The sequence below is a fragment of the Rhodococcus sp. CH91 genome (assembly GCF_022554085.1).
Lineage (GTDB): Bacteria > Actinomycetota > Actinomycetes > Mycobacteriales > Mycobacteriaceae > Rhodococcus.
In genome coordinates this window covers 460,305-474,238 of the sequence record NZ_JAKFYR010000002.1, presented here as the reverse complement: position 1 = coordinate 474,238, position 13,934 = coordinate 460,305, and the positions used below count along the sequence as shown (strand labels likewise).

Genomic DNA, 13,934 nt, shown 5'->3' with positions numbered 1-13,934 from the left:
ACGCCCCGTCACATTCTCCGGATGGTCGTCTCGTTCTCGCTCAGGGTCGCACGGCGCCCGGAGTCGTCTGCGTTCGCGTCAACAGCACGCCGAGACCGATCATGCCGATTCCGAGAACGAAGTGCAGCCAGTTGTCCGCAGTGTTCACGGGCACGAAGTTGGCGGCGCTGCCCTGATCGATGATCAACCCGTAGAGCCAGAGCACCAGATAGACGGCGCCGCCGAAGATCAGGTAGCTGCGGGAGGCGAGTGCTGCCCGGGCGGCGGCGATACCGACGACGCCGAACAGCAGGTGCACGATGTTGTGCAGGATGGAGACCTGGAAGATTCCGAGGAGCATGGCCTCGGAATGGTGTCCTGCTCCGGAGAGCTGGTCGTAGTCCGCTGTGACACCCGGGATGAATCCCAGGATGCCGACGAGGAGAAACACCGCGCCTACCACGAGCGCGGCGGTCTGTACCGGAGTGGCGGTCATCGAACTCCGGGTGGGGCGTGGGGAATGTGATGCCATGATTCGCGTCCTCTCATCGAAAACGTCCGAATTGCACCGACCGGGTAGCCCTGATGGCTCCCACCCAAACGTTCGGTCGCCGGACTTCATTTCCGGAGGCAGAGACGACGAGGGCCCGCGAGCACACTCGCGGGCCCTCGCCGATCGGCGTGTCAGGCCTGGCTGCTGCCGAATGCGTCACCGGCGGCGTCAGCGGAGCCGGTGAAGAAGTCCAGCGCACTGAACAGATCGGACAGGTTGCTGAACAAGTCGACCAGGAATTCGAGTGCAGGCACGGTTTCTCCCCTCGGTGGATTACAACGAATGCGTGACGACCGTGCCGTCACGCATTCATATTGTTACCCGAATTCCGCCCACGCGCAGCACGAGAAGGGAGTCGCCACGGTTCGAGTGCTCCTACCTGCGAAGAGAAGGGCAACACTCCGGAATCCGGCGATATCGCCGCGGCGGTCCGCAATAACCCTTTCCGGACAATTCGGTCGGCGCCGATGCAATCCGAGATCCCGGCGTGACCGACCCCACGTCGAGGTGGGTGGAACTTTCGGCCGTATCCACGCGTCCTATCCTGTGAGTGCATCCTGCCCGTACCGACCTCCGAAAGAGTCATGAAACGCCCCAAGCGAAAACCTCGAAGACCCGTCCCGCCCAGTAGTGACGACCACCTCGTCACCCGATCCCGCTTCCTGCCGTGCTGACGGCGCTCGGAATCGGGCTCGGCATTCTCGTCGTTCTCGCCATCACCGCCCTGACCGGCTATTTCGTCGCGCAAGAGTTCGCGTACATGGCCGTGGACCGCTCCCGCCTGAAGGCCCGCGCCGAAAACGGCGACACCGCCGCCGCTCGCGCGCTCTCGGTCACCCGGCGCACATCGTTCATGCTCTCGGGCGCTCAGCTCGGCATCACCGTCACGGGTCTGCTCGTCGGCTACGTCGCCGAGCCGTTGATCGGTAGCGGTCTCGGGGAACTGCTCGGCGGCGTCGGCATTCCCACCGCCGTAGGCGTCGCCGTGGGCACGGTACTGGCGGTGCTCTTCTCGACGGTGGTCCAGATGGTCTTCGGCGAACTCGTCCCGAAGAACCTCGCCATCGCCCGCCCGGAGCCCGTCGCCCGGTGGCTCGCCCTGTCCACGAGTGCATATCTCGCAGTGTTCGGCTGGCTGATCAGATTGTTCGACGCGTCGTCGAATCTCCTGCTGCGTGCACTGCGGATCGAACCGGTGCACGACGTCGAGCACTCGGCCACCCCGCGCGACCTCGAGCACATCGTCGCCGCCTCCCGCGAGACGGGCGAACTCCCGCCGGAGTTGTCCACCCTTCTCGACCGGATCCTCGAATTCCCCACTCGCACCGCCGAACACGCGATGATTCCGCGTTCACGGGTAGACGTCGTGGAGTTGGACGAACCGGTCGCGACGATCCTCGACAAGATGAGCAAGGGCCACACCCGCTACCCCGTGGTCGGCACCTCCTCCGACGATCTGCGTGGCGTCGTCCATCTGCACGACCTGCTCGCACTCGACACGCCGGCCGGCACGGCCGCGACGGTGTGCCGCCCGCCCGTCATCGTCCCGGCCACACTGGCACTCCCGGATGTTCTCACCGAATTGGCGCGGGAGCAGGACGAGATGGCATTGGTGATCGACGAGTACGGCGGTTTCGCCGGTGTCGTCACCCTGGAGGACATCGCGGAGGAACTGGTCGGCGAGATCGCCGACGAGCACGACCCCGCCGTCGACACCGAGGTCATCCGCCCGGTGGGCGACGGCTGGCTCGTCCGAGGCGAGGCGCACCTCGACGAGGTCGCCCGCACCCTCGAGCACGATCTGCCCGAGGGCGACTACGAGACGCTGGCCGGCCTGGTCATCACCGAGTTCGGAGGACTTCCCGAGGTGGGCGACACCGTCCGCATCGCACTGGAGCCGGATCCGGCCGATCTCCTGCACGGTCAGGGCCCTGTCCGCAGGACTCTCGTGGCCGAGGTACGCGAGATCGACAAGCATGTGCCGTCCTCCGTGCACGTGACCGTACTGACCGACGAGGTGGCCGACGATGAGTAATCCCCTGGTGGTCGTCGTCGTGACGATCGGCCTGATCGCCGCCAGTGCGTTCTTCGTCGCGGTCGAGTTCGCACTCATCGCGGCTCGGCGGCATCGGCTGGAGGACGCCGCACCGAACAGCCGGTCCGCACGCGCGGCGCTGCGCAGCGCCTCGGAACTGTCGGTGCTGCTGGCAGGCTCGCAGCTCGGCATCACCGTGTGCACGCTCGCACTCGGTGCGACCACGAAACCCGCGGTGCACCATTGGCTCACCCCGTTGTTCGAGGGCTGGGGAGCACCGCTGTGGCTTGCGGACGTGGCCGGCTTCGTCCTCGCGCTGATCATCGTGACGTTCCTCCACCTCGTCGTCGGCGAGATGGCCCCGAAGTCGTGGGCGATCGCGCACCCGGAGAAGTCCGCCACGATGCTGGCGCTTCCGATGCGGGCGTTCATGTGGCTGACCCGGCCGGTGATCGTCCGCCTGAACCACATGGCGAACTGGTGCCTGAGGAAGGTCGGCGTTGCTCCGGTCGATCAGGTCGCCGAGGGCCAGGATCCCGACGCTCTGCGTCATCTGGTCGAACATTCGGCAACGGTCGGAACGCTGGACGAGCGTTATCACGGGCACCTGAGCAGCGCTCTGGAACTCGAGACCCTCACCCTCGGCGACATCGTGACGGCACAGGCCGATCCGAGCAGCGTGAAGCCGAACTCGACGCTCGTGGAGATCCGCGAGACGGCCTACCGCACCGGCCATCTTCGGCTGCTCGTGCGCGGTAACGGTCACGTGGACGGTGTCGTGCACGTGCGCGACAGCCTGAAGGCCGCGCCGGGTACCACCGCGGCCGAATTGATGCGGCCGGCCCTGACGATCGACGCCGCGACTCCGGTCTACGAGGCTCTGTCCACGATGCGGGAGACCAGGAACCACCTGGTCACGGTCACGGCGAACGGCCGGATCGTGGGTCTGATCACCCTCTCGGACGTCCTGGCGAGGTTGCTCCCGATCAGCGCCGCCACGACCTGAGACCAGCGACGGCGGGCCCGTCCCGGATCCCGGGACGGGCCCGCCGTCGCTGTCGGGGGTGGCGATGTCCCGTCAGGACCGGCCCAGCGCGGCGTGCATCTCCCACACGACGATCTCCGCACCGGTGGCCGTCGTGAGCTGCCGGCCGCCGTCACCGGTGGCCCTCACGGCATCTCCTTCGGCCAGGTGTCCGACGCCTTCGAGCGCGGCTTCCCCCTGCGCGACGAAGACGTGCACGAACGGGGCGTCGGGGAGCATCACGGGACGATCGGGTCGCATGCGGGCCACGTGCATGGCCGCATGCCTGTTACGGATCCGGATCGCGGAATGGTCGGCGTAGCGGTCCATGCCGGACGCGACGGGGACGAGACCACCGGTGAGCAGTTCGTCGTCGATCTCGAGTTGTTCGTATCCCGGCTCGATGCCCGCTTCGTCCGGCAGCACCCACATCTGGACGAAACGCACGGGCTCGTCGTGCCTCTCGGCCGTTGCGGTGTAGCGCCACGAGTCGTTCTTCTCGGAATGCAGGATTCCGGTTCCCGCGCTCATCCGCTGCGCGAGCCCCGGGTAGATCACTCCGGAGTTGCCCGTCGAGTCCTGGTGGACGAGCGAACCCCGCAGGACCCAGGTGACGATCTCCATGTCTCGATGCGGGTGCGTGTCGAAACCGGCTCCCGGACGGACGATGTCGTCGTTGTTGACCATGAGCACGCCGAAATGCGTGTTGTCCGGGTCGTAGTGGTGGCCGAAGGAGAAGGAGTGCCTCGAGTCGAGCCAGTCGATCGTCGTGTGGAGGCGGTCGTCCGCACGACGTACATCGAGAATCGGGGGGATGCTCACGAGTGGTCCTGCTTCCGGCCGTTCGGATCTTCGGAGGGTGGATTGCGGCGGGGACGGATACGCGCGTGGGGTAATGCCGGCGCCGGAAGTCGGGCGACCTTCCCCGAATAGCCCGCGACGCTACCGAATCGGTCGGCCTCGCGTTCCCATTCCTCCCGGAAGGCGACGATCTCGTCGTGGTCTCGTCCGACGAAGTTCCACCACATCACGATCTCCTCGCCGAAGGGCGTTCCGCCGAGAAGAACGATGCGCGCCGGTGCGTCGCTCGTGTTGGTCAGTTCGAGAGTGGCGACACCGGTTCCGACGTAGCCGAGTTCTGCGCAGCCGAGCACCGTGTCGAACAGTTCGATCGTGCCGTTGTCGACGAGTACCCCGTGTTCGAAGGAGGGATCCACGTCGAGGGTGATGTGCGTGGAGGCGTCGAGAACGATCTCCGCTCCGAGGAGCGGGGTGAAGGTGGTCACGGGCGAGACTTCGCCGGCGAGCGAACCGAGGAAGACCTTCACGTCGGCGCCGGGCAGACGGACGACAGGCGGTACGTGGTGCTGGAAGTCGCGGGGGGCGTCGCGGTTCGCGTCGGGCAGCGCCACCCACAACTGCACACCGTGCAGGGTGGTCGTCGCCGGGGTCGAGACCTCCGAATGACAGATCCCGTGGCCGCCGGTCATGAGGTTCACCTCCCCCGGCTCGACCAGTGCGTGTACGCCGTGGCTGTCGCGGTGTTCGATCTCCCCGGTGAACAGCCACGAGACCGTCTGGAGTCCGGTGTGCGGATGCGGTGCGACGTCCATGCCGCCGGTGCGGGCGACATCGTCGGGCCCGTAGTGGTCCACGAAGCACCACGCGCCGATGAGCGAGCGTCGGCGTTGCGGAAGCGTGCGGCGGACGGGCATCGCCCGGGGGCCGCCGAGTGGCACCTCACGCGAGGTGATGACGTCCACCCGGGGGTGACGCAGGTCGCCGACGGGCGTGTCCGCCGTCCGGCAGCGGATCTCGTCGGGGTGGTTGTCGGTGTTGCTCATGCCGCTCGACTCCTCTCGGTCGCAGCGTCGGTCTGCTCCAGTGTGGGTCACATTCGCTTGCCCGATGTGTGTCACATTTGATTGCTGAGTCAACTAACGACGGTACACTGGGGATCATGGGAGAAGCGAACTGGTTGAACGCCGAGGAACAGCGATTGTGGCGCGCCTATCTGGAGGCGACCCGCCTGCTGGTCCAGAATCTCGACAGGCAACTGGTGCGAGATTCCGACATCTCCTTCACCGACTTCGAAATCCTGGCCCTGTTGTCCGACGCTCCCGAGCGCAGGATGCGGATGCGCGATCTCGCGGACGCCAGCACCACCACCCGCAGCGGTATGACCCGCGCGGTCTCCCGCATGGAGAGCGCGGGGTGGGTCCGGCGCGTCGAGTGCGAATCCGACCGTCGCGGCGCATGGGCCGAACTGACCGAGGCGGGCTTCGCGAAACTCGCGGACGCCGCTCCCCCGCACGTCGAAGCGGTCCGCGAACACATGTTCGACACCCTCTCTCCCGAGGACGTCACCCGCATGGCCGATGCCTTCGACCGCATGCGCACTCGCATGACCGACAGCCGCCGCGCCTCGGCCACCCTGTAGATCACCCCTCGTAGTCTTCGGAGACGCCCCTCCCGGACCCGGACCACCGGGGCGGATATGTTGGCCGGGTCACGATCATGATCCCGAAGGCGGTATTCCGATGCGTCACGACCCGCGACGAACCTCGCTCGACCCGTATCCGTTGCGGCGCACGATCACGCCGCTGTTCGGCGACACCGATGCACTCGGCCACATCAACAACGTCTCCATCGCGCGCTACTTCGAGCAGGCCCGGGTGATGGTGATGGAGTCGGTCTCCTCCGTGCTGGGCGGCCGGCATCCCTTCGAACGCGCCGTTCTCGCGAAGATCGAGATCAACTTCCTCGCCGAGGTGTTCTATCCGCACGAGATCGTCGTCGCCACCGGCGTCCAGCACATCGGCACGTCCTCCCTCGTGATCGCTTCGGCGCTGTTCCAGAAGGATCGGTGCGTCGCGCTCGCCGACTCGGTGGATGTGAGCACCGCAGCCGAAGGAGGTTCGCGTCCCGTCCCCGACGACTCCCGGGTCGCGCTGGAGAAGTTCCGCCTCGCGTACACGGAGTGAGGTCTGGCGCCGACGACCTCACAGCGGCCACCACTCTCTCAGAACAGCGTGAGTGCAGCGCCGGTGTCCGGCGTCGAGTCGCTGCCGCACCGTGTGCCGGCGGCATCGCCACGAGTAGAGCGCTCCGGTACGAGCCCGTGATGTTCGAGGAGTGGGCCTACCCGTTCGTTCAGCCGGCGTGAATATTCGGGAGCAACGTATGCGCCGCGGCCGTAGAGCTGCCGATAACGGCGCATCAGGGCGGGATGCTCCTGGGCCAGCCACGACAGGAACCAGCCACGCGTCGACCCCCGCAGATGCAGTGGGATGACGGTCGCGCCCGACGCCCCGGCCGCGGCGATGGAGCCGAACAAGGCGTCGAGGTGCTGCCGCGAGTCGGTGAGGAAGGGCAGTACGGGCGCGACCATCACGTGGCACGGCAGACCGGCGGCCGCCACGGCCCTCACGAGGTCGAGGCGGGCCTTCGGAGACGGTGTGCCCGGCTCGATCCGCGCCGCGAGCTCGGGATCGCCGATCGGAAGCGACACGGCGACCGACACGTCGACCTGCCCGGCCGCGAGGGACAGCAGCGGAAGATCGCGGCGCAACAGTGTGCCCTTGGTCAGGATCGAGAAGGGTGTGCCGGATTCCGCGAACGCGCGGACGATCCCGGGCATCAGTCGATAGCGGCCCTCGGCCCGCTGATAAGGATCGGTGTTGGTACCGAGCGCCACGTGCTCCCTGCTCCACGAACGCCTGGCGAGTTCGCGCCGGAGCACGGCTGCGACATTGGTCTTGACGATCAGCTGCGAATCGAAGTCGTGACCCGCGTCGAGATCGAGGTACTCGTGCGTGGGCCTGGCGAAGCAGTAACGGCAGGCGTGCGTGCACCCGCGGAATGTGTTGACGGTGTATCGGAACGGGAGCCGGGACGCTTGCGGAGTCCTGTTGAGCGCACTCTTGCACAACACCTCGTGAAAGGTGACCCCTTCGAACTCGGGCGTGCACACACTGCGCACGAGCCCGGCCCGCTCGAGACCGGGAAGAGCCCCGTCGTCCGCGTCCACCACCTGGCCCGCCCATCGCATGGTTCAAGTCGAACATGTGTGCGAACAGCTGTCAACAGTTCGAGTAGGATTCGCACCGACCGGCGAGAACGCAGTCGCGCTGCAACGAATTCATCACCGGTTCGTCGGGTTGTCCACAGGCGGAGATTCAGCCGGTAGCCGCACCCGATCGCTCGAGCTACAGTGCTCGCCACACTGATCTTCGAGGGGGGTTCGATGAGCGGTCTGTTTCCCGGTGCCGGAATCCGGGTGGTACCCGACGGAATTCGAGCATTCGGTACCACGAATCTTCGAGCGGCCGAGCACGTTGCACAGGCCGGAGCGATCGATCTCGGCGCCAACATCTCGGCACTCGACCCGGCACTGGGGCTGATCGGCGGAGACTTCCTCGCAGTCTTCGCGGTGGCGCAGTCCGAGCACAGCCGCGCTGTCGCACACCTGTCGACGGCCTACGCCTCCAACGGAGTTGCAGCGCACGAGGCCGCGGCGGGATACGAGTCCGCGGATGCCGGGACGGCCACAGCGCTCGCCTGCACGACGGGAGATCTGTGATGACCGGATCGACCACCTCCCCCGCAGGTCCGGTGACGCCGCCGACCGTCCTCGACGCTCTTCGCGCCTCGCCCGCCGGTCCGGTCCTCGACCTGCCGTTGCCCGCGTTGCCGGCCCCGGTTCTGCCCGAACCCGGCCTGCCCGCCGTCGATGCCGAGTCGATCGTCGAACTGCTCGAGTCCGTTCCGGTTCCCGCGCTTCCCGAACTCGACGCGATGGTGCGGCCGCTGATCGAACTCGGCGCGATGTTCGGCACGGGCATTCTCGAATCCCTCGATCCGGCGTCCGTCCTGCACCAGGCATCCCGCTTGCTCGACACAGCGACCGCACTCGGGCGCAGTGCGCTGCACGCACTTGCCGAGTCGTGGGAGGGTGCCACCGCCGAGGAGGCCGCCGACCACGCGGTGCGTGCGAAACAGGCCGCCGTCGAACTGGCCGACCGCGGCGATCGCATCGGCGAGGTCACACGTGCCGCCACCGCGAGTGTCCGGCGCGGCAACGTCGAGTTGACGGGAATCGCACAGTCGTTCGTGGCCACAGCCGTCGCGACCGCGCCCGCCCTGGCGACCCCGCCCGGCCAGGCGGCCTTGCTGGCCTCCGCTGCGCAGCACCTCCGAGCGGCGCTGGTCGTCGTGGCCCGCACACGTGGGGAACTCGCCGTCCACACCGCAGCGATGAGCACCCTGACCGCGCCCGTGCCCGTTCCGGCGCCGGTCGGCACCGCAGCGGGGACACCGCAGGTCCACACGATCGCCACTGCCGCAACAGACGTGGCCGCGAGCACCGCGGCACCGTTCACGCCCGCCGGCACCCATGCCGCGACCCTTCCCAGCTCGTACGCGCCGACTGTGCCCACCGCCCACACCAACGCGATCACGGCTTCAGCCGGTGTCGGGGCAGGCGTCGCGGGCACACTCCCCACGGGAGTGTCCGGTCACGGAGCGGCGGGAGCCGGCTCCGGAACGACGAGTCTTCCTGCAGCCGCGCCCCTCCCGACGGGACCGGCCTCCCGCGGAGACATGCTCCCGACCGGCGGCGCGGCCTCCACGGGCAGGGCACCCGCCGGTGCGGGGATGATCCCGGCGACGCCCGCCCGCGCGCCCGAGGACGAGGAACGCCGCTCCCCCGCACGCGTTCTCGGTGTCGCCGCGGCCGGTACCGCGGTCGTCGGCGACCTGCCGCTCGTCGTTCCCGCAGTGATCGGAGCGGGGTGCGAGGACCGGTGACCGGATCGTCACTCGACGAGCGAGGCCACCTCATGGTCGGTCAGCGTCGTCTGTGGAGTCCTGCCCGCACGGACCGCGAGGTCGATGGCCCGGTAGAGGGGGCGTTCGTCGAGAGCGGCGTCGCGAGCCTCCGCCCGTAACTGTTCGACGAGCACCGACGAGACGGCCGCCGCCGGCGCTATCTCACTGGCGGCGAGTGCGTCGGCGAGTTTCCGTAGCGCCAGCACGTCGAGTTCCCGGCCACCGCCCTTCGTGTAGAGGGCCAGTGGCACGGACACGAGATTGTGCCGACCGTCGTTGACGCGGAGTACCGCCTGCGACACTCCGGCCACCCTGACGAGCAATTCGACCCCGGCGAGAGACGCGAGGTCGACACTGCGGGAACGGAAGACACCCGACAATGTCACCACGGTGCCGCGCAGGCGCAGATGCCGACGCGTGGCGAGGAAGGCACCCAGCGCCGGAGGCAACCCGACGACGGCTCCCACGAGCACAGCCACCCAGCCCGGCGCGACGATCCAGACGAGCACTCCGAGGACCGCACCGACGAGGAGCGTGATCAGCGTGATCCGACGTGCCCGGGGGCGCAGCAGTTCTGCGGGAATCAGGTCGAGCGAGACGGCGGCGCCGGCCCGATCGTCAGGCCCCGGCAACGACCTCACCCACACGGGCGACCACGTCCGTGAGTGCGACGCTGTGCTGCTCGCCGTTGCGCAGATCCTTGACGACGATCTCGCCTGCCTCGAGTTCACGATCTCCGAGAACGAGAGCGACAACGGCACCGGACTTGTCGGCCGCCTTCATCGCACCCTTGAGTCCTCGGCCACCGTAGGCCAGGTCGACGCGGATTCCCGCATCGCGCAAGCGGTGCGCGATGGGCACGAGCGCGCCTCGGGCGGCGTCCCCCATCGGCACGCCGTACACCTCGCACCGTGCCGGGTTGCCCGCAGACTTACCCTCGGCCGCGAGCGCGAGGACCGTGCGGTCGACCCCGATCCCGAAACCGATGCCCGACAGGGGTTGACCGCCGAGCTGTTCCATGAGCCCGTCGTAGCGGCCACCGCCGCCGATACCGGACTGGGCGCCGAGACCGTCGTGCACGAACTCGAAGGTGGTCTTGGTGTAATAGTCGAGACCACGCACCATCCGGGGGTTGACGACGTACGGAACGCCGATCGCGTCGAGATGGGCGAGTACTTCGTCGAAGTGCGCCCGCGCGCTGCCCGAGAGGTGATCGAGCATGAGCGGCGCGTCCGCGGTCATCTCGCGCACCTCGGGACGCTTGTCGTCGAGCACCCGCAGTGGGTTGATCTCGGCGCGGCGCCGGGTCTCGTCGTCGAGCGGGAGCGCGAACAGGAACTGCTGCAGCTGCTCCCGGTACTGCGGGCGGCAGGTCTCGTCGCCGAGGGAGGTGATCTCGAGGCGGAAACCGTCCAGGCCGAGTGACCGGAAGCCGGCGTCGGCGACCGCGATGACCTCCGCGTCGAGCGCCGGATCATCGATGCCGATCGCCTCGACGCCGACCTGCTGGAGCTGCCGGTAACGACCCGCCTGGGGACGCTCGTACCGGAAGAACGGTCCGGCATAGGACAGCTTCACGGGCAGCTGTCCGCGGTCGAGGCCGTGCTCGATCACCGCTCGCATCACACCCGCGGTGCCTTCGGGACGCAGCGTGACCGAACGCTCACCCCGGTCGGCGAAGGTGTACATCTCCTTGGTGACGACGTCGGTGGACTCACCGACACCCCGAGCGAACAGGCCGGTGTCCTCGAAGATGGGCAGTTCGATGTGCCCGTAGCCCGCCAGGCGCGCTGCGCGGGTCAAACCGTCCCGCACCGCCACGAATTCCGCGGACTGCGGGGGAACGTAATCGGGCACACCTTTCGGCGCCGAAAACGTGGAGGCCTTGCTCACTGGTACTGCCTTCTCTCGGTGTCTCTCGGATCTTCGCCGAACGGATCGCGCGAGATCGCGCGTCAGCGAGATTCTGCCAGGCCGGCGAGGAACGGATTGGAGGCGCGCTCCTGCCCGATCGTGCTCGACCCGCCGTGCCCCGGCAGGATGTTGGTGCTGTCGTCCAGCACGAGAAGCTTGCGCGCGATGGACTCGAGCAACTGCGCGTGATCGCCGCCCGGCAGATCGGTCCGTCCGACCGATCCCTGGAACAGGGTGTCGCCCGTGAGCGCGACGTTCAGTTCGGTCCCGTCCGGGGTGGTGGTGCGGGTGCGCAGGACGACCGATCCGCGCGTGTGCCCCGGGGTGTGGTCGACCACGAACGCAATCCCGGCATGCTCGATCTCGTCTCCGTCACCGAACTCCACGACCTGCTGCGGCTCGACGAACTCGACGCCGTCGAGGAAGGGCGCGAGACTCGAGCCCATGCCCTGCAGTGGATCGGTGAGCATCATGCGATCGTCGGGGTGGATGTACACCGGAATTCCGAATCGGTCGGCGACCGGCTGAGCGGACCACATGTGGTCGAGGTGCCCGTGCGTGAGCAGGACGGCCCGCGGTGTGAGATCGGATCCGGTGAGGAATTCCACGAGCGGCTCGGCGGCGTCCTGACCGGGGTCGACGACGACGCACTCCTTCGCATTTTCCTGGGCGAGGATGTAGCAGTTGGTCTGGAACATCCCGGCAGGGAATCCGGTCACGAGCACGAGCATCGCTCCTACGGGTGTAAGCCATCGCGGTCTCCTACAGACTATGCGCTGCGCCCTGCCCGCGGGTCCTCGGTCCCGGGTGGCAGACTCGTGTGGGCTTCGAAGTCGGTCGGACCCCACGGATCGTTCACGGGAGGACTACTGCAGTGCCGAGCAACGCACAACGCCGCCAAGCCGCGAAACGAAAACTCGAACGGCAACTCGAGCGCCGCGCCGAACGCGAGCGCAAGCGCCGCCGCACCACGATCGCACTGTCCGCGCTCGGAGTGATCGTGGTCGTCGGTGCAGGTGTCGCCTTGTGGGCGGTGAACCGGGGCGACGACACCGCGACCGAGGCCGCAGGCACCGAGGTCACCGAGAGCGAGTCCGATTACGCCGCACTCCCCGCAGGCCGCGCCGAGCCGTTGCCCGAGACGGTGAACTGCGCGTATCCCGCCGACGGGCGCGAAGCGTCGAAACCGGCCGAACCCCCGCGGACGGAAGGCATTCGCACCACCGGTGAGGGAAACACCGACATCAGCGTCAGTATGGAGACCAGCCAGGGCAACATCGGCCTGATCCTGCGCAACGACGATTCACCGTGCACCGTCAACAGTTTCCTGTCGCTCGCCTCCCAGGGCTACTTCGACGAGACCACCTGCCACCGGCTGACGACCTCTCCGTCGCTGCAGGTCCTCCAGTGCGGTGACCCCTCGGGTAGCGGGGCAGGCGGCCCCGGCTACCAGTTCGCCAACGAGTTTCCCACCGATCAGTTCGCTGCGGACGACCCCGCGGCGCAGGAACCGGCGACCTACCCGCGGGGCACCCTCGCCATGGCCAACGCCGGTCCGGACACCAACGGAAGCCAGTTCTTCCTCGTGTACGGCGATTCGGTGCTTCCGCCCCAGTACACCGTTTTCGGCACGATCGACGAGACGGGACTCGCCACCCTCGACAAGATCGCCGCGGCAGGTGTCGCGGGTGGAGCGACCGACGGTGCCCCCGCGCTCGAGACCACCCTCACATCGGTGAGGATGGACTGATGATCCGATTGCGCACCACCCTCGCGGCCGGCGTCGGCCTCGCCCTCCTCCTCACGGGGTGCTCCGACGACGCCTCCACCGACACCGCGGCGACCTCGTCGTCGGCGGCCTCGGCCGACAGCCGGCAGTCTCCGGCCTATACGGGCGAGTTGCCCGACCGTCCCACCGGCGGAGATCCCGTTTCGTGCGACTACTCGCCGTCCGGAGACGCCGCACGGGATGTGCGCGCTCCCGCCGCGGAGGACGTCGCCGCCACCGGCACCCTCCCCGCGCAGATCACCACCAGCGCCGGCGTCATCGGAGTCGATCTGGACCGGGCAGCCGCGCCCTGCGCCGTCAACAGCTTCGTCTCCCTCGCGGAGCAGGGTTATTTCGACGGCACACCCTGTCACCGCCTGGTGACCTCGCCCGGACTGCAGGTGCTGCAGTGCGGCGATCCGACGGGCACCGGGAGGGGCGGCCCGGGCTACGGTTTCGACACGGAGTACCCGGAGAACCTCTATTCGTCCGGTGACCCCCAGTTGCGACAGCCGGTGATCTATCCGCGCGGAACGGTGGCGATGGCGAACACGGGCCGGCCCGGCAGCAACGGCAGCCAGTTCTTCCTGGTGTACGAGGATTCCGAACTCTCCCCTGCCTACACGGTCTTCGGCACGATCGACGAGGCGGGGCTCACGGTGATCGAGGAGATCGCCGCCGAAGGTACCGATAACTCGAGTCGCGTCGGAGACGGTGCCCCCAATCGCTCGGTCGATATCGAGTCCGTGACCGTCGGGTCCTGATTCCCGGCGCTCGCGCACATCCACCCTGTACGACGTCCCGTCCCGGCCCCCGGGGGCGGGACGTCGTC

General features: G+C 67.9%; 16 protein-coding genes. 8 read left to right on the top strand and 8 right to left on the bottom strand.

Annotated elements, in window-relative coordinates; all coding sequences use genetic code 11:
- Positions 1-40 precede the first annotated feature (40 nt).
- Positions 41-475 (bottom strand): DUF4383 domain-containing protein, encoded by a 435-nt coding sequence (locus MOM01_RS05880; RefSeq protein WP_241384441.1) that lies wholly within the window; start codon positions 473-475, stop codon positions 41-43.
- 188 nt (positions 476-663) lie between these two features.
- The gene (locus MOM01_RS23015) at positions 664-786 is read right to left on the bottom strand and encodes a hypothetical protein (protein WP_277609369.1); all 123 of its coding nucleotides are present in this window, start codon (positions 784-786) and stop codon (positions 664-666) included.
- 413 nt (positions 787-1,199) lie between these two features.
- On the opposite strand from MOM01_RS23015, the gene MOM01_RS05875 reads away from it, so the two are divergent.
- Positions 1,200-2,567, top strand: a complete 1,368-nt coding sequence (locus MOM01_RS05875; RefSeq protein WP_241384440.1) for a hemolysin family protein — start codon at positions 1,200-1,202, stop codon at positions 2,565-2,567.
- Entirely contained in the window at positions 2,560-3,573 is a 1,014-nt protein-coding gene (locus MOM01_RS05870) for a hemolysin family protein (RefSeq protein WP_241384439.1), read from the top strand. The genes MOM01_RS05875 and MOM01_RS05870 overlap by 8 nt, the downstream gene beginning before the upstream one ends.
- Positions 3,574-3,645: 72 nt before the next feature.
- On the opposite strand, the gene MOM01_RS05865 is transcribed toward MOM01_RS05870, so the two are convergent.
- Both MOM01_RS05865 and MOM01_RS05860 read right to left on the bottom strand, forming a co-directional pair.
- A complete protein-coding gene (locus tag MOM01_RS05865) occupies positions 3,646-4,413 on the bottom strand; it encodes a pirin family protein (protein ID WP_241384438.1) in 768 nt (255 codons plus the stop codon).
- Complete coding sequence (locus tag MOM01_RS05860) at positions 4,410-5,435, bottom strand: pirin family protein (protein ID WP_241384437.1); 1,026 nt, start codon at positions 5,433-5,435, stop codon at positions 4,410-4,412. The genes MOM01_RS05865 and MOM01_RS05860 overlap by 4 nt, the downstream gene beginning before the upstream one ends.
- Positions 5,436-5,551: 116 nt before the next feature.
- Between MOM01_RS05860 and MOM01_RS05855 the strand changes: the two genes are divergently transcribed.
- Positions 5,552-6,031 carry a MarR family winged helix-turn-helix transcriptional regulator gene (locus tag MOM01_RS05855; RefSeq protein WP_241384436.1) on the top strand — a complete coding sequence of 160 codons (480 nt, stop codon included), beginning with the start codon at positions 5,552-5,554 and terminating at the stop codon, positions 6,029-6,031.
- Positions 6,032-6,131: 100 nt separating this feature from the next.
- Positions 6,132-6,575: an acyl-CoA thioesterase gene (locus MOM01_RS05850; protein ID WP_241384435.1), complete on the top strand. Its 444-nt coding sequence runs from the start codon at positions 6,132-6,134 to the stop codon at positions 6,573-6,575.
- Between the two features lie 38 nt (positions 6,576-6,613).
- Here the strand turns inward: MOM01_RS05850 and MOM01_RS05845 are convergent, their stop codons facing one another.
- Positions 6,614-7,642, bottom strand: a complete 1,029-nt coding sequence (locus MOM01_RS05845; protein ID WP_241384434.1) for an Rv2578c family radical SAM protein — start codon at positions 7,640-7,642, stop codon at positions 6,614-6,616.
- A gap of 195 nt (positions 7,643-7,837) precedes the next feature.
- On the opposite strand from MOM01_RS05845, the gene MOM01_RS05840 reads away from it, so the two are divergent.
- Together MOM01_RS05840 and MOM01_RS05835 are read left to right on the top strand one after the other, a co-directional pair.
- Positions 7,838-8,173, top strand: a complete 336-nt coding sequence (locus MOM01_RS05840; protein WP_241384433.1) for a type VII secretion target — start codon at positions 7,838-7,840, stop codon at positions 8,171-8,173.
- Positions 8,173-9,399, top strand: coding sequence for a hypothetical protein (locus MOM01_RS05835; protein ID WP_241384432.1), 1,227 nt, complete (start codon positions 8,173-8,175; stop codon positions 9,397-9,399). The genes MOM01_RS05840 and MOM01_RS05835 overlap by 1 nt, the downstream gene beginning before the upstream one ends.
- A gap of 8 nt (positions 9,400-9,407) precedes the next feature.
- On the opposite strand, the gene MOM01_RS05830 is transcribed toward MOM01_RS05835, so the two are convergent.
- The 3 genes from MOM01_RS05830 to MOM01_RS05820 all read right to left on the bottom strand — a co-directional run bounded on the left by MOM01_RS05830 (position 9,408) and on the right by MOM01_RS05820 (position 12,059).
- A complete protein-coding gene (locus MOM01_RS05830) occupies positions 9,408-10,052 on the bottom strand; it encodes a hypothetical protein (protein WP_241384431.1) in 645 nt (214 codons plus the stop codon).
- Positions 10,039-11,313, bottom strand: coding sequence for a histidine--tRNA ligase (gene hisS, locus MOM01_RS05825; protein ID WP_241384430.1), 1,275 nt, complete (start codon positions 11,311-11,313; stop codon positions 10,039-10,041). The genes MOM01_RS05830 and hisS overlap by 14 nt, the downstream gene beginning before the upstream one ends.
- 62 nt (positions 11,314-11,375) lie before the next feature.
- Entirely contained in the window at positions 11,376-12,059 is a 684-nt protein-coding gene (locus MOM01_RS05820; protein ID WP_241384643.1) for an MBL fold metallo-hydrolase, read from the bottom strand.
- A 149-nt stretch (positions 12,060-12,208) separates the two neighbouring features.
- Between MOM01_RS05820 and MOM01_RS05815 the strand changes: the two genes are divergently transcribed.
- Both MOM01_RS05815 and MOM01_RS05810 read left to right on the top strand, forming a co-directional pair.
- The gene (locus tag MOM01_RS05815) at positions 12,209-13,084 is read left to right on the top strand and encodes a peptidylprolyl isomerase (protein ID WP_241384429.1); all 876 of its coding nucleotides are present in this window, start codon (positions 12,209-12,211) and stop codon (positions 13,082-13,084) included.
- Positions 13,084-13,866: a peptidylprolyl isomerase gene (locus MOM01_RS05810; protein WP_241384428.1), complete on the top strand. Its 783-nt coding sequence runs from the start codon at positions 13,084-13,086 to the stop codon at positions 13,864-13,866. The genes MOM01_RS05815 and MOM01_RS05810 overlap by 1 nt, the downstream gene beginning before the upstream one ends.
- Positions 13,867-13,934 lie beyond the last annotated feature (68 nt).